The sequence below is a fragment of the Streptomyces sp. A 4/2 genome (assembly GCF_940670765.1).
Taxonomy (GTDB): Bacteria; Actinomycetota; Actinomycetes; order Streptomycetales; family Streptomycetaceae; genus Streptomyces.
The window spans coordinates 40,252-59,881 of sequence record NZ_CALNVW010000009.1 but is presented as its reverse complement, the minus strand read 5'-3'; the positions used below and the strand labels follow the sequence as shown (position 1 = coordinate 59,881).

At 68.7% G+C, this 19,630-nt stretch carries 27 protein-coding genes and 1 pseudogene; 20 read left to right on the top strand and 8 right to left on the bottom strand.

The features are described from left to right. Positions 1–115: 115 nt before the first annotated feature. Positions 116–925 carry a hypothetical protein gene (locus NBY69_RS06165; protein WP_250298728.1) on the top strand — a complete coding sequence of 270 codons (810 nt, stop codon included), beginning with the start codon at positions 116–118 and terminating at the stop codon, positions 923–925. Positions 926–941: 16 nt separating this feature from the next. Further along, on the top strand, positions 942–1,418 hold the full coding sequence (locus NBY69_RS06160) for a hypothetical protein (protein ID WP_250298727.1): 477 nt from the start codon (positions 942–944) through the stop codon (positions 1,416–1,418). Between the two features lie 52 nt (positions 1,419–1,470). Here the strand turns inward: NBY69_RS06160 and NBY69_RS06155 are convergent, their stop codons facing one another. Then, a complete protein-coding gene (locus NBY69_RS06155; RefSeq protein WP_250298726.1) occupies positions 1,471–1,932 on the bottom strand; it encodes an Asp23/Gls24 family envelope stress response protein in 462 nt (153 codons plus the stop codon). Positions 1,933–2,175: 243 nt separating this feature from the next. Here NBY69_RS06155 and NBY69_RS06150 point away from each other — a divergent pair, with 243 nt between their 5' ends. Further along, entirely contained in the window at positions 2,176–3,393 is a 1,218-nt protein-coding gene (locus NBY69_RS06150; RefSeq protein WP_374211214.1) for a glycosyltransferase, read from the top strand. 384 nt (positions 3,394–3,777) lie between these two features. On the opposite strand, the gene NBY69_RS06145 is transcribed toward NBY69_RS06150, so the two are convergent. The 3 genes from NBY69_RS06145 to NBY69_RS06135 all read right to left on the bottom strand — a co-directional run bounded on the left by NBY69_RS06145 (position 3,778) and on the right by NBY69_RS06135 (position 6,274). Beyond that, a complete protein-coding gene (locus NBY69_RS06145) occupies positions 3,778–4,749 on the bottom strand; it encodes an SRPBCC family protein (protein WP_250298724.1) in 972 nt (323 codons plus the stop codon). A 5-nt stretch (positions 4,750–4,754) separates the two neighbouring features. Beyond that, on the bottom strand, positions 4,755–5,414 hold the full coding sequence (locus NBY69_RS06140) for a histone protein (RefSeq protein ID WP_250298723.1): 660 nt from the start codon (positions 5,412–5,414) through the stop codon (positions 4,755–4,757). Positions 5,415–5,809: 395 nt separating this feature from the next. Further along, positions 5,810–6,274, bottom strand: coding sequence for an Asp23/Gls24 family envelope stress response protein (locus NBY69_RS06135; RefSeq protein WP_250298722.1), 465 nt, complete (start codon positions 6,272–6,274; stop codon positions 5,810–5,812). Positions 6,275–6,495: 221 nt separating this feature from the next. On the opposite strand from NBY69_RS06135, the gene NBY69_RS06130 reads away from it, so the two are divergent. Genes NBY69_RS06130 through NBY69_RS06095 form a run of 8 tightly spaced genes read left to right on the top strand, consistent with a single transcriptional unit; the run spans position 6,496 to position 10,068 of the window. Further along, positions 6,496–6,810 carry a gas vesicle protein gene (locus tag NBY69_RS06130; RefSeq protein ID WP_250298721.1) on the top strand — a complete coding sequence of 105 codons (315 nt, stop codon included), beginning with the start codon at positions 6,496–6,498 and terminating at the stop codon, positions 6,808–6,810. Then, on the top strand, positions 6,807–7,304 hold the full coding sequence (gvpJ, locus tag NBY69_RS06125) for a gas vesicle protein GvpJ (RefSeq protein WP_250298720.1): 498 nt from the start codon (positions 6,807–6,809) through the stop codon (positions 7,302–7,304). Before NBY69_RS06130 ends, gvpJ begins: the two co-directional genes overlap by 4 nt. 3 nt (positions 7,305–7,307) lie before the next feature. Continuing rightward, complete coding sequence (locus NBY69_RS06120; RefSeq protein WP_250298719.1) at positions 7,308–8,048, top strand: GvpL/GvpF family gas vesicle protein; 741 nt, start codon at positions 7,308–7,310, stop codon at positions 8,046–8,048. Between the two features lies 1 nt (position 8,049). Continuing rightward, entirely contained in the window at positions 8,050–8,322 is a 273-nt protein-coding gene (locus NBY69_RS06115) for a gas vesicle protein GvpG (protein WP_250298718.1), read from the top strand. Positions 8,323–8,380: 58 nt separating this feature from the next. Further along, positions 8,381–8,722 carry a gas vesicle protein gene (locus NBY69_RS06110; RefSeq protein WP_250298847.1) on the top strand — a complete coding sequence of 114 codons (342 nt, stop codon included), beginning with the start codon at positions 8,381–8,383 and terminating at the stop codon, positions 8,720–8,722. Continuing rightward, positions 8,719–9,573, top strand: coding sequence for a GvpL/GvpF family gas vesicle protein (locus NBY69_RS06105; protein WP_250298717.1), 855 nt, complete (start codon positions 8,719–8,721; stop codon positions 9,571–9,573). Before NBY69_RS06110 ends, NBY69_RS06105 begins: the two co-directional genes overlap by 4 nt. A gap of 28 nt (positions 9,574–9,601) precedes the next feature. Continuing rightward, the gene (locus NBY69_RS06100) at positions 9,602–9,787 is read left to right on the top strand and encodes a gas vesicle protein (RefSeq protein ID WP_250298845.1); all 186 of its coding nucleotides are present in this window, start codon (positions 9,602–9,604) and stop codon (positions 9,785–9,787) included. Next, positions 9,784–10,068, top strand: a complete 285-nt coding sequence (locus NBY69_RS06095) for a gas vesicle protein K (RefSeq protein WP_250298716.1) — start codon at positions 9,784–9,786, stop codon at positions 10,066–10,068. Before NBY69_RS06100 ends, NBY69_RS06095 begins: the two co-directional genes overlap by 4 nt. A gap of 50 nt (positions 10,069–10,118) precedes the next feature. Here NBY69_RS06095 and NBY69_RS06090 read toward each other — a convergent pair whose 3' ends face one another. Beyond that, complete coding sequence (locus NBY69_RS06090; RefSeq protein WP_250298843.1) at positions 10,119–10,286, bottom strand: DUF397 domain-containing protein; 168 nt, start codon at positions 10,284–10,286, stop codon at positions 10,119–10,121. A 61-nt stretch (positions 10,287–10,347) separates the two neighbouring features. After that, positions 10,348–10,569, bottom strand: a pseudogene (locus tag NBY69_RS06085) (Scr1 family TA system antitoxin-like transcriptional regulator); the annotation flags it as partial. Between NBY69_RS06085 and NBY69_RS06080 the strand changes: the two are divergent. From NBY69_RS06080 to NBY69_RS06065, 5 genes are all read left to right on the top strand, one after another. Further along, positions 10,487–10,678, top strand: coding sequence for a hypothetical protein (locus NBY69_RS06080; protein WP_250298715.1), 192 nt, complete (start codon positions 10,487–10,489; stop codon positions 10,676–10,678). The pseudogene NBY69_RS06085 and the gene NBY69_RS06080 overlap by 83 nt on opposite strands. Next, positions 10,678–11,004, top strand: a complete 327-nt coding sequence (locus NBY69_RS06075; protein ID WP_308409472.1) for an ATP-binding protein — start codon at positions 10,678–10,680, stop codon at positions 11,002–11,004. The genes NBY69_RS06080 and NBY69_RS06075 overlap by 1 nt, the downstream gene beginning before the upstream one ends. Beyond that, a complete protein-coding gene (locus tag NBY69_RS37515) occupies positions 11,001–11,156 on the top strand; it encodes a hypothetical protein (protein WP_308409471.1) in 156 nt (51 codons plus the stop codon). Before NBY69_RS06075 ends, NBY69_RS37515 begins: the two co-directional genes overlap by 4 nt. After that, complete coding sequence (locus NBY69_RS06070; RefSeq protein WP_250298714.1) at positions 11,143–11,343, top strand: hypothetical protein; 201 nt, start codon at positions 11,143–11,145, stop codon at positions 11,341–11,343. The genes NBY69_RS37515 and NBY69_RS06070 overlap by 14 nt, the downstream gene beginning before the upstream one ends. A 118-nt stretch (positions 11,344–11,461) precedes the next feature. Beyond that, entirely contained in the window at positions 11,462–12,829 is a 1,368-nt protein-coding gene (locus tag NBY69_RS06065) for an FAD-binding oxidoreductase (protein WP_250298713.1), read from the top strand. A gap of 34 nt (positions 12,830–12,863) precedes the next feature. On the opposite strand, the gene NBY69_RS06060 is transcribed toward NBY69_RS06065, so the two are convergent. Then, complete coding sequence (locus NBY69_RS06060; RefSeq protein WP_250298712.1) at positions 12,864–13,340, bottom strand: SsgA family sporulation/cell division regulator; 477 nt, start codon at positions 13,338–13,340, stop codon at positions 12,864–12,866. Between the two features lie 242 nt (positions 13,341–13,582). Here NBY69_RS06060 and NBY69_RS06055 point away from each other — a divergent pair, with 242 nt between their 5' ends. Together NBY69_RS06055 and NBY69_RS06050 are read left to right on the top strand one after the other, a co-directional pair. Next, entirely contained in the window at positions 13,583–15,049 is a 1,467-nt protein-coding gene (locus NBY69_RS06055; RefSeq protein WP_250298711.1) for an RDD family protein, read from the top strand. A gap of 135 nt (positions 15,050–15,184) precedes the next feature. After that, positions 15,185–15,955 (top strand): RDD family protein, encoded by a 771-nt coding sequence (locus tag NBY69_RS06050; RefSeq protein WP_250298710.1) that lies wholly within the window; start codon positions 15,185–15,187, stop codon positions 15,953–15,955. Here the strand turns inward: NBY69_RS06050 and NBY69_RS06045 are convergent. Continuing rightward, entirely contained in the window at positions 15,941–16,321 is a 381-nt protein-coding gene (locus NBY69_RS06045; RefSeq protein ID WP_250298709.1) for a hypothetical protein, read from the bottom strand. The genes NBY69_RS06050 and NBY69_RS06045 overlap by 15 nt on opposite strands. A 435-nt stretch (positions 16,322–16,756) precedes the next feature. Between NBY69_RS06045 and NBY69_RS06040 the strand changes: the two genes are divergently transcribed. Together NBY69_RS06040 and NBY69_RS06035 are read left to right on the top strand one after the other, a co-directional pair. Beyond that, positions 16,757–19,126, top strand: a complete 2,370-nt coding sequence (locus NBY69_RS06040; RefSeq protein ID WP_374211219.1) for an immune inhibitor A domain-containing protein — start codon at positions 16,757–16,759, stop codon at positions 19,124–19,126. Positions 19,127–19,249: 123 nt separating this feature from the next. Next, positions 19,250–19,549: a hypothetical protein gene (locus NBY69_RS06035; protein WP_250298707.1), complete on the top strand. Its 300-nt coding sequence runs from the start codon at positions 19,250–19,252 to the stop codon at positions 19,547–19,549. Positions 19,550–19,630 lie beyond the last annotated feature (81 nt).

Sequence of the window (19,630 nt, the reverse complement as noted above, 5' to 3'; positions counted from 1 at the left end):
TGGACTTCCAGCACCACAGGGGTACTTGGGGTACTGCTACGACGAGCCGCGACGCACAGACGGCTGCGCGGCAGGCCGCGAGCCCCAGGAGGAGTGAGTGAAACAAGTGAGCGGAATGCGACCCAGGGAAGACGTGTGGGAGTACCGGGCCGTGCTGGCCGTCGACATCGTCGGCTCGGGCGGGCGTGGCAATGTCGCGTTGCAGCAGATCCGATCCGTACTGGCGACGGCGCTGCGTGAGTCGTTCGAGGTGAGCGGCATCGACTGGGAGGCTTGCCTGCGGGACGATCTGGGCGACGGCTTCCGGGTGACGGCCCCGGCCGGAGTGCGGAAGCCCAGGCTGATCCACCCGCTGATCCCTGAACTCGCGGCCCGCCTCCGTGCCCACAACCGAACTGCGGGGGAGAAGACCTCGATCCGCGTCCGGACCGCCCTGCACGCCGGTGACGTGTGCATCGGCTGGGACGGCGGAGTGACCGGGCGACCGCTCGAAGTCCTCGCCCGGCTCCTCGACGCGGCCCCGGCCCGCGCCGCCCTGGCGGAGGCGCCGGACTCGGTGGCCGCCTCGCTCCTGGTCTCGCAGCACTACTACGAGGAGACGGTGCCGCACGGCTACCCCGGTCTCGACCCGGAGACCTTCCGCGAAGTAGCCGTCGCCGAGAAGGAGTTCACCGCACCGGCCTGGCTCCACCTGTCCGGGTACGGGTCACCCGCGCACGCATCCGCGCGCGCATCCGCGCAGCTACCTGAGCCGCGAGAATCCGGGCCGCGAGAACCCGGGCAGCCGGGCCGCCACGCGGCACCCGCGCCCACGGCCGAAGTGCCCGGCGGCCTCTCGGAGATGATCAACAAGGCGTCGGGGCACGGCACCGTCTACGCGACCCAGAACGGCATCCAGCACATCCACATCACCGGAAAGCCCTGACCGAGAAGGAGGCGTCGTGAACGAGGAACTGACGGCACTCGCGGAAGCGGGAGCCGCAGCGGTGGTCGCCGCGATGGCCACGGACGTATGGCAGGGGACGCGAAGCGCCGTACTCGCCCTCTTCCAGCGGACCGACCGTACCGGCCGCGCCGACCGCGCCCGCCGGGCCGCGATCGAGGCCCAACTGGACGGCAACGCGGCTCTCGTACAGCAGGCCGTACTCCCGGACGCCGACGAGATCCGGCGCTCGCTCTTCGGCTTCTGGGCCCTGGAACTCGCGGCGCTGCTGCGCCGCGACCCGTCCTGCCGTGAGGCGCTGGCGCGGCTGGCGGCCGAGGTCGCCGCCGCGCTGCCGGACGACCGCCGGACCTTCACCTTCGAACAGACCAACATCGTCCACGGCTCGGGGTCGGTCTTCGCCGTGCAGCACGGCGACCAGCACGCGTACGGGACGGCCCCGGCCGAACCTCCGCGCGACGCGGAACAGCGGTAGGGCCCTCGTCCCGCCCGAGCTCAACGGCCCGACCGGTCAACGGCCCGACCGCTCAACGCACCCGGTCGCTCTTACCGCCGCTGTCCTCGTCCTCGTCTTCGTCGGCGTCCTCTCCCGGCACATGGACGTCGAGCACCTTGATGTTGATCTCGACGACCTTCAGGCCGGTCATCGTCTCCACCGCGTCCGTCACCCCGCTGCGGATCTCCTTCGCGATGTCCGAGATCGACTCGCCGTACTCCACGACGATGTCCACGTCGATGGCGGCCTCTGTCTCGCCGACCTCGACCTTGACGCCCCTGCCGTGGGCGGGCGTCCTGGCCACCTTGTCCCGTACCGATCCCAGGGCCCGGGTCGTGCCGCCGCCGACCGCGTAGATCCCCTCGGTCTCCCGGACCGCGATGCCCGCGATGGTCGCGACGACCGTATCGGCGATGGTGGTGGTGCCTCGTGTCCCGCCACCATCACTGCCCGTACCGAGAGTGGTGCTGCCGGTGTTGTCGTTGCTGGCCATCGGAGATCCTCCAGAGGAAGAAGAGCTGGTCTGCGCAACGCGACACGTCCTTCAGCGAACGCCACACGCCCTTCAGCGAGGGCTCGCCCGCATGGCGGTGCGCATCTCACTCCTCCCAATCTCCTCCCGTCTCCGGCATGCCGCCATTCGCGTGGTTCCCGGAACGGTTACGGCCTGGTGGGACGGGCCGTCCCACCAGGCGGATCGGCCCCGCAGGAACGGCAGCAGAGCTTGTGCATTGTCATGGGCTGGAGCGCAGCCAGTAGGGTGCGCCGGGTGAACAGTCCTTCTTCTCTTCCTCGCCCCTTCCGTCTGATCGTCACGGGGGGAGGTACAGGGGGCCACACCTACCCCGCAGTGACCGCGATCCGCGCGCTACGGGCTCGGCTGGCGGCAGAGGGCAGGTCGCTCGACGTGCTGTGGATCGGTACGCCGGACGGCCTGGAGGCCCGGGTCGCACCGGCCGAGGGCATCCCGTTCACCACGGTCGCCACGGGCAAGATCCGCCGTTCCAGCAACCCGCTCAAAATGGTGTCCCCGGCCAACGTCAAGGACATGGCCCGGGTGCCGCTGGGTGTGGCACAGGCCCGGAAGATCGTCGCCGACTTCCAGCCGGACGTCGTACTCGCCACCGGCGGCTACGTGGCCGTCCCCGCAGGCCTGGCCGCCCGTATGTGCCGCCGCCCGCTGGTCCTGCACGAACAGACCGTGCGCCTGGGCCTGGCCAACCGGAAGCTCGCGAGCTCGGCGACCAGGATCGCACTGTCGTCGGAATCGTCGCTGCCGCTCCTCCCGGAGTCGGTGCGCGCCGCCGGCGTCGTGACCGGCAATCCGGTCCGCCCCGAGGTGCTGACCGGCCACCCGGACAAGGCAGTTGAGGCACTGGGGCTGCACGGCTTCGAGCGGCGCCTGCCGACCGTGTACGTCACCGGCGGCGCGCAGGGCGCGCAGCAGATCAACGGCGTGGTGCGAGACTCGCTGACGTGGCTGCTGGAACGCGCGAACGTGATCCACCAGTGCGGACCGGCCAACGTCGCGGAGCTGCACCACCATGTGTCGGCGCTCCCTCCGGGCCTGCAGGGCCGCTACTACCTTGCCGGGTTCGTCGGTCCCGAACTCCCCGACGTCCTGGCGCTGGCCGACGTGGTGATCTCCCGCAGCGGCGCGGGCACGCTTGCCGAGCTGACCGCCCTCGGTAAGCCCGGCGTGTTCATCCCGCTCGCCTCATCGGCCGGGAACGAACAGGCGCACAACGCCCGCCACCTCGAAGAGGCCGGCGCCGCTGTCGCCCTGATCGGCGACGTCACCGGAGCGCGTCTCCGCGACGCGGTGGGCCCGCTGCTCATCGACCCGGCACGACGGGCGGCGATGGCGGAACGGGCGCGTGCCCACGGGCGTCCGGACGCGGCGGACAGGCTGGTGGACGTGATCCTGCGCGCGGGAATCCACGCAGGTACCTGAGCCGCGAGCACCCGGGCCCGGCCGCCCCCGGACGCCGACGAGATCCGGCGTTCGCTCTTCGGCTTCTGGGCCTTGGAACTCGCGGCACTGATACGTCGCGACCCCTCCTGCCGCGAGGCGCTGGCGCGGCTGGCGGCGGAGGCCGCCGCCGCTGCCGGACGACCGTCGGACCATCACCTTCGAACAGACCGACATCGTCCACGGGTCCGGGTCGGTCTTCGCCGTACAGCACGGCGATCAGCATGCGTACGGGACGGGCGGTCGGCCGGACGGTGCGACAGTGCCCGAGTAGTGCCCGAAGTGAGCAGTCGGTCGAAGTGCCTCGGGCTCAAACAGAGTGGCGAGGTGGTCAGGGGAAATTCCGGGACGTCGGCGATTCGGCTCTCACTCCTCTTCTTCGTCCTCCGGCTCCTCTTCTTCGTCCCCCTCTTCGTCCTCGTACTCCTCGCCGTCGTACTCCTCGCCGTCGTCGTCCTCATCGTCTTCTGGCTCTTCGTCTTCTTCCTCTTCGCCGCCAGACTCGTCCTCGTCGTCTTCGAGGCCCTCTTCGTGGCTCCGCACGACTTCCCCGTCGCGGATCTCGCCACGCCAGCCTTCGACTTCGTCGTCGTCGGTAAGCGTCACGTACCGCTGGAAGTGCTTGAGATCCAACCGCAGTCGGCGCCCCTGGGCCCGCCAGATGTTGCCGGTCTTCTCGAAGAATCCGGAGGGGGTGTACTCGACGACAGCGACGATGCGCGTCAGTCGCGGGGCCAGTTCGTGGAAGCTGATGGCGCCGTGGGTCGTCCCTTGCGCGCCCTCGGATGTCCATACGATGCGGTCGTCGGGTACTTGCTCTTGAACTGTGGCCTTCCAACTGCGGTTGGAGAAGGCGACTTTGAGTTTCCAGTCGCTCTCGATCTCGTCCGATTGAGACACGCCGGTGACGCCCTTGGTGAACGAGCTGAACTCCTCGATCTCGGTCCACCGGTCATACACCGTGCGCAAGGGCATGCCGATGTCGATGACCTCGACGATATTGGTCACCTTGACGCTTCCGGACTTCCCGCCATCGCTGCCCCCGCCGAAGGCGCCTTTGACCGAATCCACGGCCTTGTCCTTCACTGCACCGGCCTTCTCGCCCACGAAGGCCTTGACCGGATTCTCACCGCCGAGTACTCGCTTTCCGACGTCAAGAAGACCACCCCCGTCGTCTCCGTCCGTGTCTCCAATGCCCTGCGCGAGGTCGGTGAGTTTTCCGGTGGCCGAATCGACAAGCCGCTGTCCCTGCGCCCCTAGGTAGGCCGACAACTGCTCCTTGACCTGGTCCAGGCCGGACTGGCCCTTGTCTGTGGGATTGTCCTCCTGCTTGGCCATGAGAGTTACCTCCTACGGCTGTTGCGGTTCGAAGACTCCTTCGCAGCAGCCCCCTTCGTGGACGGCTTCTTTTCCGCTGTCTTCTTGGCGGGCTTCTTTGCCGCTGTCCTCTTGGGCGCGGTCTTTTTGGCGGCGGTCTTCTTCGCCGGTGCCTTCTTCGCCTGTGCCTTCTTCGCCGGTGCCTTCTTCGAGGGAGTCTTCTTCGCCGCTCCAGCGGATCGCTTCGTCGGACGACGGCGAGGAGGTTCTTCCTCCTCTTCTTCCTCCTCTTCCTCTTCGGGCTCCTCGTCCTCAGGCTCGTCCTCGTCCTCTTCCTCGTCGTGGTCCTCGTCCTCGTCCTCGTCCGGAGGAGGCTCCAGCAACGCGTTGGTGCGTTCCTGGAGCGCATCGGCGACGGCTTCGAGGCGACGGTTGGCTGTAGCCGACAGTGCAGTGCGCCCAGCGTCCAGCACGTCACCCCGTGCTTGCTCGATGAGGGGCGCCACCTGCGGATTCGCGGCCAGCTTGCGGGCGCCCATGCTGACGAGTTCCCGTGGATTCAGTGGGAGCTGCTGGCCCGCCACCAGGGATGCGAGACCGATGGCCAGCTTCCCTTTCTTGGTTCGGCCAAGGACGTAGCCAGCCGCTACAGCGGCGGCGAGAGAAACCTTCGTACTGTTTTCCATGAGTGCCTCTAAGGGCTGGAGAGAAGCGGTCCAAACACGCCCCGGCAGAGCGGGCGCGTGCCTCCTTCACCGTTCTGAACCTCGATGTGTCCCCGCTCGGGAGGGCGCGGAACGAGGCCCCGGTACCCCCGCCACTCCACTTTCCCCCGAATTCCGCCCCCGTGCATCCTTGGATCGGTCCGGTACCGGTCCGCCCCACTCCCGGTCGACCCGCCGCATGGCGAGATATCCGAACTCCCGTCGAATTGAGGCTACTTGGAGTCCCATCGAACGAAGCCATGCCCGCTCCGCCGTGGACACGAGCAGTGTTCTCGCCGTCGCACGTGAGCGCGCATGGCACATGGGGGAGGAACGAGCCTTTCGGGCGCTGCGAGAGCTACCGCAGGTGCAGGTATCTACCGCGCCCGTACGCTCCGGCCGCCGCTGTCCTCGTCCTCGTCGTCGCTGTCGTCGTCCGCTCCGGGTACGTGGACGTCGAGCACCTTGATGTTGATCTCGACGACCTTCAGGCCGGTCATCGTCTCCACCGCGTCCGTCACCCCGCTGCGGATCTCCTTCGCGATGTCCGAGATCGACTCGCCGTACTCCACGACGACATCCAGGTCGATGGCGGCCTCTGTCTCACCGACCTCGACCTTGATTCCCCTGCTGTGAGCGGGCGACTTCGACACCCGGTCCCGGACAGATCCCAAAGCCCGGGAGGCGCTGCCGCCCACTGCGTATATTCCATCGGTCTCGCGTACCGCGATGCCCGCGATGGTCGCGACGACCGTATCGGCGATGGTGGTCGTGCCTCGTGTCCCGCCACCACCGCTGCTCGTACCGGGACCGGCGCTGTCGGCGTTGTCGTTGCTGGCCATCGGAAGATCCTCCGTCGTGAAGAAGAGCCTGTCGGCGAGTGGCACCGGGATGCTTCGGTGGGCGCTGACCGCATGGCGGTGCGCATCTCTCCTTCCAATGTCCTCCGGCCTTCGGTAAGCCGCCATTCGGGTGGATTCTGCGGACGTGCCGCGGTAGCTGTCACCAGTCGTTCGGTCCACACCGCGTGCGTGGCGGCTGGACGGCCAAGAGAATGACGAACATGTCAGAACAGCGTGCCCGGACCTCCCGTTCCCCCCGCCCCGCTGCGGGAAAACAGCACGTAAAAGGAGCGGAGGAGGCGGCCGAAAGGGCATGTCAGAGCCTGAAGAGGCTGATCACCCACAGGACCGAGGGTGTTTCAGCTGTTTCACGGAACGACGAAGGCTGGCATGTCGACGTGGAAGTGCTGGAACTCCCGCGCATTCCCGACACCACCAGTCTTCTGGCTACGTACGAGGTGGACATCGACGAGGGCGGCTCACTGCTGCAATACCGCAGGGTCCGTCGCTACCGCCGCGGTCAGGCTGACACATGAGCGCCCCTGCATCAGCCCCAATCCGGAGAGACGGTCATCCCGTGAGCACATACAGCGAGGAGGTCGTCCGCGTTCCGCGCGCAGGCAGCCTCTATGACGTCCTGGAACTCATCCTGGACCGAGGCATGGTCATCGACATCTTTGTGCGTGTGTCGCTGGTCGGCATCGAAATTCTGAAGATTGATGCACGGATCGTCGTCGCCAGTGTCGACACCTATCTGCGGTTCGCCGAAGCCTGTAATCGGCTCGATCTGGAAAACGACACGAGCAGCCGGACGGTACCCGAGCTCTTCGGCGGCGGTATGGCCAAGGGCGTGGGTAAAGCCGGGGCGAAGAAGGCTGCGCATTCCGTGGGCGACAAGGTCAAGAAGGCCGTCGGTATGGGCGATGACGACGACGAAACCAAGGAAGAGGAACGGCCGCGCAAAACCAAGTCGTCACGCTCGCGAAGCACCGACAGCGGTCGTGCTCGGCGTCACAAAGAGGAGCACTGACCGATGGCCGAAGCAGGCATCTATGTGTACGGCATCGTGGGCAGCTCTCACGTGCTCCCTCCGACAGCCAGAGGAGTCGGCGAACCGCCGGCCGAGATCCGGCTGCTGCCGGCCGGGGAACTGGCGGTCGTGGTCAGCCAGACCCACCCCGGTCTCCGGGCACGGCGTCGCGACCTCCTGGCGCACCAGGGGCTGCTCCTCGCACTGGCCGAAGCCGGGCCTGTGCTGCCCATGCGCTTCGGAGTGGTCGCACCCGACGAAGCTACGGTGCTGCGCGATGTCGAGGTACGCGAGAACGAGCACTCCGGGGTTCTGGAGCGACTCGACTCCCGCATCGAGATGAACGTGAAGGTCATGCCGGTGCAGGACAACCTGGAGGCACTGGTCCGCGAGGACCCGGTGGTCCGCAGGATCCGCGAGGAAACGCGCCGTCACCCCGGCTACGAAGCCAATGTCCGGCTCGGTGAAGCCGTGGCGTCCGGTCTGCGGCGGCGGGCCGCAGTGGCCGCGGCCCGGCTGCCGGTCGAATTCGCCGAGATCGCCGACGACATGCGACCGGGACCGGAAGTGGAAGGCTGCGTGCTCAATACGTCGTTCCTTGTTCCCCGCCGCCTCGAAGAGCGATTCCGTACCGTCGCCGAGCAATTCGCCGCGGACCACCTTGACCGGCTGGAACTGCGGCTGACTGGGCCGTTGCCCTGTTACAGCTTCGTAGGCTCGGAATCTGCCCCGGCCAGGGTCTGACATGGGGCTGCTTTCCGGTGTGCTGCTCCTGCCGCTGGCTCCGGTGCGCGGTGTGATCTGGGTGTCCGACCGGCTCATCGACGCGGCGGAGGCCGAACTGTACGACCCCGGTGTGATTCGCGCGCGGCTTGCAGCGCTGAACCGTTCACTGGACGAAGGAGAAATCGACCTGCCGCAGTTCGAACGCGAGGAAGAGCGGCTGTTGGACCTTCTCGACAGGAAGCCGCTGAGACCTCTCGGCGACATCCACGGATCCCCGGGAACTCACGTATGAAGTGCACTGGCGTGGCCATGCGGACGAAGCCGATGACTGGAGGCACAGCGTGACGGAGATGCAAACGCGGGGCGCGCCGCCTCCCACGCACGCCTCCACCACCAACCTGGCCGAAATTCTGGAACGCGTACTGGACAAAGGGATCGTGATCGCGGGCGACATCAAGATCGACCTGTTGGACATCGAACTGCTGACGATTCGCCTACGACTCTTCATCTCGTCCGTCGAAACAGCGAAGAAGGCGGGAATCGACTGGTGGGAGACCGATCCAGCTCTTTCGTCGCGTGCCGCTCACAATGCGCTGTCCGACGAGAACAAGCGGCTGCGCGAGCGGATCGAGGCCCTGGAAGGCGATGACACCGCGGAAGCTCACAGCGGAAGGGAACTGCGCCACCGATGAGTGTGACCGCGCACCACCCGCCCGGTACCGCTGCCGATGTCAGCTCCGCCGCCACGTACGTCTTCGCTGTCTGTGGTCCGGCCCGCCCCGCGACACCCACCGCCACCTGCGGACACGTGGGGGGCGGCCCGCTGCGTCTCCTGCCGGTCGGCGAGCTGTGGGCCGTGGTCCAGGACGTACCTGCGGCTGCCTTCTCGGAGACCGCGCTGCGGGAGCGGCTCGCAGACGTTGCCGAACTCGAACGCTGCGCGCGAGCCCACCACGCCGTCGTCACGGCTGCTGCCGCGGTCAGCCCCACGGTGCCGCTCCCGCTGGCCACGCTCTATCTCACCGACGAGCGGGCCGCAGCTGCCCTCGGTGTGAACCACGAACGGTTTCGAGTGGCGCTGGACCGCATCGCCGGAAGGGTCGAATGGGGGGTCAAGGTCTACGTGACGCAGTCCGAGACGACGGCCCGGTCCGCCGCGCCCGTACCACCGGTGACGACCATGCCGGGATCCCCGCGAGGTTCTGGCCGTGACTACCTGAACCGCCTGCGCAGTCGTCAGCAGTCACGCGAGGTGAACCGGGAGAGCGCACTGGCCGCAGCCGAGCAGGTCGACAGCGCAGTACGGGAGTTGGCCGTCGCCTCGGTCCGGCGGCGTCCGCACGGCTCCGAGGCGACCGGCAGAGACCGCACCCAGGTCCTGAACGCTGCCTACCTGCTCGCGGAGGAGCGGGAAGCTGAGTTGGCGACCACGATCGGGCGGCTCCGTAACTCTCCGGGCTTCGACGGCATCGAGATCGAGGTGTCCGGGCCCTGGGCCCCCTACTCGTTCACGGATGGAGAAGATCTTGCAGGGCACCCGTAAGCCCGTCGCCTGGCAGGGCCCGGAGGCCATGGCACCCATTGGCGTCCCGTTGGTCGACCTGCTCGACCGGGTACTCGGTACGGGCGTCGTCATCAGCGGCGACCTGGTGATCGCCATTGCGGAGGTCCCGCTGATCCGCCTCTCCCTGCACGCCCTGCTGGCATCCGTCAGCGAGCGAGTGCCTGCGCCGTGGGCCGACGGAGGGCCCCTGTGAGCGACGCACGGGTGGACATCGACCCGCACAGCGCCGGCCGTGATCTTGCTTCGCTGGTTCTCACCGTCGTGGAACTGCTCCGGCAGCTGATGGAGCGCCAGGCGATCCGCCGGTTCGACAGCGGGGAGCTGACCGAGGACCAGGAAGAGCGCGTGGGCACCACGCTGATGCTCCTCGACGAACGGATGACGGAACTCTGCGAGCAGCACGGACTGCGCCGCGAGGACCTCAACCTGGACCTGGGCCCGCTCGGTACGTTGCTGTCCCACGAGTCGCGCTGACGGAACTCCGTCCCGGGCGTAGGTGTATGGGCGTGCAGCCTCGGTTCGGCCTACTGCGCCCGTTTGGTCACGGCGAGGAAGGCGGCCCAGGTTCCGTCGTCGAAGCGGAGGGCGGGTCCCATGGGGTTCTTGCTGTCGCGGACGGCGGTGCCGGTGGTGAGGGCGGCGACCTCTACACAGTCGCCGCCCTGGCCGCTGTAACTGCTCTTGCGCCATATCGCGGACTCGAAGAGCCGTAGGGGTCTGCAACATCTCCTGGCGCTTCATGCGAGCTATGACCAGCGCGTCAACCGCCTTGCTGTCCAGAGTCGACGGTGGCGCGGAGAGGATGGCCCGCGCGTAGTCGGGGGTCTGAAGAAGGCCCGCGATGAGGTTGTTCTGGAACGACCGCACATAGTCGGCGGTCTTCTCGTAGTCGATGAAGTCCGTGTACGACGGACGCGCCAGGCCTGCCCGCTGTACCCAGCCCGGCTCCCGACTGCGCTGGGCCAGCGACAGCATGTCGACGCTCCTTACACGCCACCGACGGGCCCGCCGCACCGTGCTCTGGCTCGCCGCGCACGGCATCGACGCCGGGCCGCGCATCATCCACGGCGTGGTGGTCCGCTGATGACCGAGGCGACCCGGAAAAGGGAGGAAGTGGTTCTGCGGTGGAGCCGTCACCCGGGACAGGTCGGGAAGGCGCGCGCGGAGCTGCGTACGGCCCTGGCGGGTTGGGAGTTGGCGACGGTGACGGATACCGCCTCGCTCCTGCTCTCCGAGCTGTTGACCAACGCAGGGCAGCACGCCCGTGTATCGCCCGGACGGGAGATCGAGACGCGCTTCGTCCGGCTGCCGCACGGGGTGCGGATCGAGGTGCACGACGCCTCGCCCGTACTGCCGGTCGTGCGGCAGCCCGAGCCCACTGACTCTGCCGGGCGGGGCTGGCCCTCGTGACCGCGCTGGCGGACCGGTGGGGGTACGGGAAACGGAACGGCCCCGGGAAGATCGTCTGGGCGGAGTACGCGACGGAGCGCGCGGCGGACCAGGCACCCGAGGCCACCGACGGGGCCGCCCAGGACGGAGCCGGGCGCCATGACGGCCGATGAGCAGCAGCTCTGTGCCGTACGCGTGCGGGCGCGTGACCTGGTACTCGTACGCGGGCTCTGGTGCGAGGTGACCTCGCTCCGGCTCGACCGCTACCCGACCGGCGGCGCGGCGGTGGTCCTCGCCTTCACCGCCAGGAGCCCGCTGCGCGTGCCCGCCCACCGCCTGGTCAGGGTGGTGCGCCGCTGAACCGTGGGGGAGGTCTACGAAGGGGCGGGGCGTCCGCGCAGTGCGACGCACCGCCCCCGGCGTCCGCGCTCGCGGCGCGCCCCTTCCCACCACCGCGCCCCGGTGTCACGCTGGGATCATGGACGATCTGCTCGAACGGCTGCGCGCCGGACTTCCGCCCGAAGCTCTGATCTCCGACCCCGACATCATGGCCTCGTACGCCAGAGACATGGCCGGATTCTGCGAGGCCGGGGCCCCCGCCGCCGTGGTGCTGCCGCGCACCACCGAGCAGGTCCAGCACATCATGCGGACCGCGACCGCCCTCCGTACGCCCGTCGTCCCGCAGGGCGCGCGTACCGGGCTCTCCGGCGCGGCCAACGCCAGTGACGGCTGCGTCGTGCTGTCCCTCGTGAAGATGGACCGGATCCTGGAGATCAGCCCCGTCGACCGGATCGCGGTCGTCGAACCGGGCGTCGTCAACGCCGTGCTGTCCCGGGCCGTCGCCGAAAAGGGGCTCTACTACCCGCCGGACCCCTCCAGCTGGGAGACCTGCACCATCGGCGGGAACATCGGCACCGCGTCGGGCGGCCTGTGCTGCGTGAAGTACGGAGTGACCGCCGAGTACGTACTCGGCCTGGAGGTCGTGCTCGCCGACGGGCGGCTGCTCAGTACCGGCCGCCGTACCGCCAAGGGCGTCGCGGGGTACGACCTGACCCGGCTCTTCGTCGGCTCCGAGGGCAGCCTCGGCATCGTCGTCAAGGCGGTCCTCGCGCTGAAGCCCACCCCGCCCCAGCAGCTCGCCCTGGCAGCCGAGTTCGCCTCGGCGGCCGAGGCCTGTGACGCGGTCTGCCGGATCATGGAGCTCGGCCACACCCCCTCACTCCTCGAACTCATGGACCGCACCACGATCCAGGCCGTCAACCGGATGTCCCGGATGGGCCTCCCCGAGACCACCGAGGCCCTGCTGCTCGCCGCCTTCGACACCCCGGACCCGGCGGCCGACCTGGCCGCCGTCGGCGCGCTGTGCACGGCGGCCGGTGCCACCGACGTGGTGCCCGCCGGGGACGCCGCCGAGTCCGAACTGCTGCTCCAGGCAAGACGGTTGTCGCTCGTCGCGCTGGAGACCGTCAAGTCCGCCACGATGATCGACGACGTGTGCGTGCCGCGCTCGCAGCTGGGCGCGATGCTCGAAGGCACCGCAGCCATCGCCGCCAAGCACGACCTCACCATCGGCGTCTGCGCGCACGCGGGCGACGGCAACACGCACCCCGTCGTCTGCTTCGACCAGGACGACGCCGAGGAGTCCCGCCGGGCGCGGGAGTCCTTCGACGAGATCATGGCCCTCGGCCTGGAGCTGGGCGGCACGATCACCGGCGAACACGGCGTCGGCGTACTCAAGAAGGAGTGGCTGGCGCGTGAACTGGGCCCGGTGGGACTGGAGATGCAGCGCGGAGTCAAGCAGGCCTTCGACCCGCTGGGCCTGCTCAACCCCGGCAAACTCTTCTGATCCTCCTCACTCCGACCCCGTCGACCGGCCGCTCTCACTGGCCGTCGTCGTCGGACTCGTCCGACGGCCACGGGTCGCGCAGCCACAGATCGTCCGCCGGCAGCGGACTGAGCAGCGCGGCCAGACCGTCGTCGAGGCCGAGATGCGCACTCTCCGAACCGGGCGGCACCGCCCGCAGGGTCCGCTCCAGCCAGGCGGAGACCTGGGCGGTCGGCGCCTCCAGCAGGGCGTTGCCGTCGGGCGAGGTCAGCGCGAGACAGATGACGCTCTTCGTGTCCACCTTGGTCGGCCAGATCCGTACGTCACCGTGACCGCACGGCCTGAACACCCCCTCTACGATCAGCTCGCGGGCGAAGGTCCAGTTGACGGGGGTGTCGGAACAGATGTGGAAGCTGATGTGCACGGCGTAGGGGTCCTGGGTGCGGTAGCTCAGCCGGGCGGGGACGGGGATGCTGCGCTCCGGCGACAGCACCAGCTTGAGCTCCAGTTCACGTTCGACCACGGTATGCATGGCGTGCGTTCCTCTCCTTGTACGTACGCCCGACGGCGGGCCGTACAGGGTGAGAGCGCCCTGCCCGGCTTTCATTACGCGGGTTTCGAGGATGATTTGCCGATGACCGGAAAGTGGTCGAAGCAGCAGGACCGGTCCGACGCCATGCGGCGGTCTGATAGATGTGGAGCCTTTAAACCGACCGCCGTCCGACGGCCGGTCGGGCTCAATTGCGGATCTCAAGGAGATACGGGACCACGGTGATGAGCGCCCCAACCTCGGCAACCGGCGACGGCAGCCCCACGCCCGGCTACTACCCGGACCCATCCATTCCTGGATACGTGCGGTACTGGAACGGCGCTTCCTGGGTGCCCGGCACGAGCCGTCCCGCACCCGAGGACAGCGGCCAGGCCATGCCGGTGCCGCCCGGCGGCACGGCGCCCGCGCCCGTCTCGCCCTCCGCGCCGCTCCCTGCCGTACGCAGGGCCCCCGGCGTACCCGCCGTCCCGCAGGTCGAGGAGACCGGTCCGGTCTTCTTCGACGAGGAGCCCGGGTACGACAGCCGTCAGGAACCCTCGTCCGCCTGGCAGGCCGACGCCTCGCGGCAGGGCGGCTTCGGCGGCGAACGCGACCGCCGGGTCTCCTGGGGCGGCCCGGACCCGCGTACCCCTGCGGAGGCCCCGGCCCCGCCCGGTGTCCAGCAGCCCGGTCCCGCCGAACCGGTGCCGGACCCGCGCCGTGCCGAACTGCCCGCCGGGCAGCAGGCCTCCCGGCCTGCACTTCCCACGGGCCGTCAGGAGCCGCCCGACGGCACGGTCGCGCTCCGGGCGCTGCGCCCCGGTGGCGATGCGGGCCGTACGAGCAGGACCGACGGAACCCTGTCGATCCGGGCCATAAGCCCCAAGCAGCAGCAACCGCAGCAGCATGCTCAACAGCAGGCGCCGCAGCAGCAACTGCCGTCGCAACAGCAGGCGCCGCAGCCTGTTCAGCCGCAGGCCGTTCAGCCGCAGCCTGTCCAGCGGCAGGCTCAGCCCCAACCCGCGTTCCCCGCGCAGCAACAGCAACAGTTCCCCCCGCAGCAGGCTCAGCAGCCTCAGCAGCAGCCTCAGCAGCAGGCACCGCCCCCCTGGCCTCAGCAGGTGCACGAGCTCGCCAGGCCCGCCGCCGAGCCCGAGCAGCAGGGGCTGCCCGCCTGGAAGCCGGTCGTGGAGGACCCCTTCCTCCAGGCCGCCCGCGCCCAGGCCGCCGCCCGACCCGCGGGCCTCGGCAAGCGGTTCGCCGCGCGGCTGATCGACGCCGTGGTGCTGGGCGCGGTCGTCGGCGTGATCGCCGTGCCGTTGCTGACCAAGGCCGCCGACCACATCAACGGCAAGATCGACGAGGCCAAGCTCTCGGGTACGACCGTCACGGTCTGGCTGATCGACGGCACCACGGCCGGCTGCCTCGGTGCCGTCATCGGCGCGTTCCTCGTCCTGGGGCTGCTGTACGAGGCCGTCCCGACGGCCCGCTGGGGCCGGACCCTCGGCAAGAAGCTCTGCGGGGTCCAGGTCCGCGGCATGGAGTCGTACGAGGCGCCGGGCTTCCGCCCCGCGCTGATCCGCTGGCTGCTGTACGGCGTACTCGGTGTGCTGGTGGTCGGCGTCGTCGACGTGCTCTGGTGCCTGTTCGACCGGCCCTGGCGGCAGTGCCTGCACGACAAGGCGGCGGGCACGTTCGTGGCAGCCGACTGAGACCGACCACGGAAGTCCGACGACAGAAGTCCGACCACCGGAGACCGACCACGGAAGTCCGTCCGCCCCGGTGCCCGGTCACTCGTACGGCCTCGACCGGATGCGGTACCGGGCCGGGCGCGGTCGACTCGGGCCATGAGCACCGACCAGCCCTGGCCCGGCCGACGGCCCGAGGACGACCCCTTCGCGGGGAGGCCGTACGACGGTGTCCCGCCGCCGTCGCCGGGGCAGCCGTACAACAGCTCTCCGCCGCCCCCGCCGGGCGGCGGCAATCCGTACGGCCCGGGTGGCGGTGGCGGCAATCCGTACGGTCCCGGTAGCAGCGGCGGTAGCGGCGGCCCGTACGGCCCCCCGCCGGGCGGTGGTGACCCGTACGGCGGGAGTACGCCTCCGCCCTACGACCCGAACGCGTACGGCGGCGGTGGCCCCCACGGCGGCAACGACCCGCTCTCCGGGATGGCGCCGCTCGCGCCGAGCGGCAAGCGGGTGCTGGCCCGCATCATCGACATCGTGCTCATCGCCGTGATCGTCTGGCTGATCTCATTGATCTGGGGCGGGCTGCGGTACAACACGGACCACACGGACTACGGCCGGTCGGTCTGGCAGAGCGTGCTCGCGGCGGTGCTCTTCATCGGCTACGACGTGCTCATGACGGTCAGGTGCAACGGCCGGACCCTGGGCAAGAGCCTGCTGGGCCTGCGCACCGCGAATCTCAACGACGGCACCACGCCCACCACTCAGGCCGCGTTCGTCCGGGCCTGTGTGCTGTGGCTGCCCGCGGTGTTCTGCTGCGCCTGTGTCTGGACCGCGATCTGCGGCGGTTGGAGCTTCTTCGACAAGCCGTACAAGCAGGGGCTGCACGACAAGGCCGCGAAGACCGTGGTGGTGGTCTCACCCCCGCAGTGAGTGCTCCCCGACCCGGCCGGCACCGATCTGCGGCGAGCTCACCCGCAGCGCGGCCGGCGGGGTGGTGCCGCCGGCGGGCGCGGTGGCCCGGCCCGTACCGGATCCGCCGCTCGCGGCACTCTCGGCGTTCGCAGCGTTCTCGGCCTCGGCGCTCTCGGCCCGCGCCAGACGCGCCGCTTTCGGCATGGGCACGGTGACCGCGACGAGCAGACCGAGGATCAGAGCCGCCAGTGCGATGACCGCGACTCCGACGCCCGACGTGGTGCGCGAGAGCAGCAGCATCGCGAAGGAGGAGGAGACGACAGTGGCCGAACCGTACGAGAGCTGTGCGGCGGTCGGAAGCTGTGCGGCAGTCGGACGCGTCATGGCGATATCCGTCCTAGGGACAGCGGTTGAGGTGGTCGGGTCGACAAAGCGTGACATCACGCAGTCGAGTGCGACTCTAATCCGACGGATGCCCGAGCGGAACAGCTGGTAAGCGTGGCCTAACCCACGGTGCCGGTGCATGGGGGGCGCACGGAGTCACGGCCCCATCCAACTGGCGAGACCGACGCGCCTGTTGACGCTCCGTGACGGTGTTGCGGAGCCGCTCCGGAGAGACTTTGGAGGGACTGTGGGGACGCTGTGAGCCGTCCGGATACCGGAAACAGCGCCCTGCATAGTGCAGTTGGTATGCGCAAGTCAAGATCTGTCTTTTCTTTCGCACCTCCGATCGAATGTCGTCACTTGAGACGCGTTCCGGGAGGACAGCACCAGGTGAATATCAAGAGACGGGCGACAACCCGGGTGGCAGCCGTGCTCGTGGCCATCGCCGCGACCACAGCCACCGCTTCGACGTACGCCACCGCCCAGGCCGACACCAAGGCGCCCACGGGCACGGCGACTTCGAAGAAGATCGACCGCCGTGACCCGGCGACCCTGCTGAAGGGCCAGAAGCACAACCTCGACAGCCCGTTCAGCAAGCAGCAGAACAAGGAGCGCCAGGCCGCGCTCCAGCAGGTCATATCAGGCCACAAGAAGACGCAGTCGCACGACGGTTCCAAGGTGGTGCGCCTCGACGACAAGAAGTACGTCGAGCTGGGCCGCGAGAAGACCGACAAGATCTTCACGATCCTGGTGCAGTTCGGCGACACGGTCGACGACACGACCATGTACGACCCGGACGGCCCCGACGGGCCGAAGCCCCCGGTCAAGAAGTACGGCGGCACGCCCGGCCCCGCGCACAACGAGATAGCCCAGCCCGACCGCAAGAAGGACAACAGCACGGCGTGGCAGGCGGACTACAACCGCGACCACTTCCAGAACCTGTACTTCGGCACGGGCAAGGGCCAGGACTCGCTCAAGTCGTACTACGAGAAGACCTCGTCCGGCCGGTACTCCGTCGACGGCGAGGTCGCCGACTGGGTCAGCGTCCCGAACAACGAGGCCCGCTACGGCTCCAACTACTGCGGCTCCAGCATCTGCGCCAACGCCGGTGACCTGGTCCGCGACGGCGTCAACGCCTGGGTGGCCGCGCAGAAGGCCGCGGGCAAGACCGACGCCGAGATCAAGACGACCCTGGCCAGCTACGACCAGTGGGACCGCTACGACTACGACGGCGACGGCAACTTCAACGAGCCCGACGGCTACATCGACCACTTCCAGATCGTGCACGCGGGCGAGGACGAGTCCGCGGGCGGCGGCGCGCAGGGCCCGGACGCCCTCTGGGCACACCGCTCCTACGTGTACGGCACGGACACCGGCAAGACCGGCCCGGCCGACAACAAGTCGGGTGGCACGCCGGTCGGTGACACCGGCATCTGGGTCGGCGACTACACCATGCAGCCCGAGAACGGCGGCCTCGGTGTCTTCGCCCACGAGTACGCCCACGACCTGGGCCTGCCCGACGAGTACGACACCACCAACACCGCCGAGAACGGCGTCGGTTTCTGGTCGCTGATGTCGGCGGGCTCCTGGCTGAGCACCGGCGACAACGCCATCGGCAACAAGCCGGGCGACATGTCCGCCTGGGACAAGCTTCAGCTGGGCTGGCTCGACTACGACACGGCGAAGGCCGCGACGAAGTCGACCCACAAGCTGGGCGTCTCGGAGTACAACACCAAGAACAAGCAGGCGCTCGTCGTCTCGCTGCCGGACAAGGCCGTCACCACCACGGTCGTGAAGCCGGCCGAGGGCACCAAGCAGTGGTGGAGCGGGATGGGCGACGACCTGTCCAACACCCTGACCCGCTCGGTCGACCTGACCGGTAAGTCCGCTGCCTCGCTGGACCTTTCGGGCTGGTGGGACATCGAGAAGGACTACGACTTCCTCTACACCGAGGTGTCGACGGACGGTGGCGCCAACTGGACCGCGATCGACGGCAAGGCCGACGGCGCGCAGATCCCGCGCGACGGTGGCGACAAGCCGGCGCTGACCGGTTCGTCCGCCGCGTACAAGAGCCTGTCGTTCCCGCTGGACGCCTACGCGGGCAAGAAGATCGACCTCCGCTTCCGCTACACGTCCGACGGCGGAGTGTCCGGCAAGGGCTTCACGGCCGACAAGATCTCGGTGAACGCCGACGGCGCCCCGCTCTTCACGGACAACGCCGAGACGGACGACGCGGGTTGGACCTCGAAGGGCTTCTCGCGCATCGGTGAGTCGTTCTCCAAGGACTACCCGCAGTACTACATCGCCGAGAACCGTCAGTACGTTTCGTACGACCAGACGCTGAAGACCGGTCCGTACAACTTCGGCTTCTCGAAGACCCGTCCGGACTGGGTCGAGTACTACCCGTACCAGAAGGGCCTGATGGTCTGGCAGTGGGACACCTCCCAGCCGGACAACAACGTCAGCGCCCACCCGGGCAAGGGCCTGATCCTGCCGGTCGACTCGCACGCCAAGCCGCTGAAGTGGGCGGACGGCACGGTCATCCGGAACAAGATCCAGCCCTTCGACGCACCGTTCAGCTGGTACCCGACCAACGGGTTCACGCTGCACAACGCGGACGTCGCGAAGCGGATCGCCCCGCAGCTGGGCGTACCGGCCTTCGACGACCACACGGGTACGTACTGGTACAAGGAGAATGGGACCGGCAGTGTGCAGGTAACTGACACCAACACCCGGATCTCGATCCTCCAGCAGCCGCTGAGTGGCTCGACGATCACGCTCCAGGTTGGTCCCTCGCACCGCTGATCAACGTTTCCGCAGGTCAAAGCATGATCGGCCGTCGCCCTCTAGCGGGCGGCGGCCGATCGTGTTTAGGTGCGTCTTGCACAGCTCTTATTGACACGACGTCTCACGGGGGAGATGAACGGTATGCCAGGTGGCGGATTCAGCAGACTGCCGAACGGCAGCGTGGTGGTGGCGCTCACGCTGCCCAGCCCGGACAGGCTGACGCAGGTCCGGATACTCGTCCACGCCGGAAACCGGGCGCGGGCGCTGACCCGGCTACGGAATCTGGGGTTGCGCGCGGTGTATCTGCGCGGTAACACACAGCCGCCGACGCCCGACGAGATCACGGCGGTGCTGCACCATCCGGACGGTCTGCTGTGGCGCGCGGTGCCACAGGAGACGGCGGAGCTGTGGCACCCGATCAGGGCGCTGCTGCGGTCGTGACGCGGGGCGTACGGGGCCGTACGCGGTACGCGGGGTCGTCAGCGGGGCGTACGGGACGAGCGAGGCCCGCGGGGTGCGCGG

Bases quoted from the DNA above. Each gene is read 5' to 3' on its own strand.
- NBY69_RS06100 (WP_250298845.1), top strand. From the start codon at position 9,602: ATGGCACCCATTGGCGTCCCGTTGGTCGACCTGCTCGACCGGGTACTC.
- gvpJ (WP_250298720.1), top strand. From the start codon at position 6,807: ATGAGCGCCCCTGCATCAGCCCCAATCCGGAGAGACGGTCATCCCGTG.
- NBY69_RS06080 (WP_250298715.1), top strand. From the start codon at position 10,487: ATGAAGTCCGTGTACGACGGACGCGCCAGGCCTGCCCGCTGTACCCAG.
- NBY69_RS06135 (WP_250298722.1), bottom strand. From the start codon at position 6,274: ATGGCCAGCAACGACAACGCCGACAGCGCCGGTCCCGGTACGAGCAGC.
- NBY69_RS06115 (WP_250298718.1), top strand. From the start codon at position 8,050: ATGGGGCTGCTTTCCGGTGTGCTGCTCCTGCCGCTGGCTCCGGTGCGC.
- NBY69_RS06075 (WP_308409472.1), top strand. From the start codon at position 10,678: ATGACCGAGGCGACCCGGAAAAGGGAGGAAGTGGTTCTGCGGTGGAGC.
- NBY69_RS06065 (WP_250298713.1), top strand. From the start codon at position 11,462: ATGGACGATCTGCTCGAACGGCTGCGCGCCGGACTTCCGCCCGAAGCT.
- NBY69_RS06045 (WP_250298709.1), bottom strand. From the start codon at position 16,321: ATGACGCGTCCGACTGCCGCACAGCTTCCGACCGCCGCACAGCTCTCG.
- NBY69_RS06150 (WP_374211214.1), top strand. From the start codon at position 2,176: ATGGGCTGGAGCGCAGCCAGTAGGGTGCGCCGGGTGAACAGTCCTTCT.
- NBY69_RS06165 (WP_250298728.1), top strand. From the start codon at position 116: ATGCGACCCAGGGAAGACGTGTGGGAGTACCGGGCCGTGCTGGCCGTC.
- NBY69_RS06050 (WP_250298710.1), top strand. From the start codon at position 15,185: ATGAGCACCGACCAGCCCTGGCCCGGCCGACGGCCCGAGGACGACCCC.
- NBY69_RS06070 (WP_250298714.1), top strand. From the start codon at position 11,143: ATGACGGCCGATGAGCAGCAGCTCTGTGCCGTACGCGTGCGGGCGCGT.
- NBY69_RS06155 (WP_250298726.1), bottom strand. From the start codon at position 1,932: ATGGCCAGCAACGACAACACCGGCAGCACCACTCTCGGTACGGGCAGT.
- NBY69_RS06110 (WP_250298847.1), top strand. From the start codon at position 8,381: ATGCAAACGCGGGGCGCGCCGCCTCCCACGCACGCCTCCACCACCAAC.
- NBY69_RS06120 (WP_250298719.1), top strand. From the start codon at position 7,308: ATGGCCGAAGCAGGCATCTATGTGTACGGCATCGTGGGCAGCTCTCAC.
- NBY69_RS06105 (WP_250298717.1), top strand. From the start codon at position 8,719: ATGAGTGTGACCGCGCACCACCCGCCCGGTACCGCTGCCGATGTCAGC.
- NBY69_RS06060 (WP_250298712.1), bottom strand. From the start codon at position 13,340: ATGCATACCGTGGTCGAACGTGAACTGGAGCTCAAGCTGGTGCTGTCG.
- NBY69_RS06035 (WP_250298707.1), top strand. From the start codon at position 19,250: ATGCCAGGTGGCGGATTCAGCAGACTGCCGAACGGCAGCGTGGTGGTG.
- NBY69_RS06130 (WP_250298721.1), top strand. From the start codon at position 6,496: ATGTCAGAACAGCGTGCCCGGACCTCCCGTTCCCCCCGCCCCGCTGCG.
- NBY69_RS06140 (WP_250298723.1), bottom strand. From the start codon at position 5,414: ATGGAAAACAGTACGAAGGTTTCTCTCGCCGCCGCTGTAGCGGCTGGC.
- NBY69_RS06055 (WP_250298711.1), top strand. From the start codon at position 13,583: ATGAGCGCCCCAACCTCGGCAACCGGCGACGGCAGCCCCACGCCCGGC.
- NBY69_RS06145 (WP_250298724.1), bottom strand. From the start codon at position 4,749: ATGGCCAAGCAGGAGGACAATCCCACAGACAAGGGCCAGTCCGGCCTG.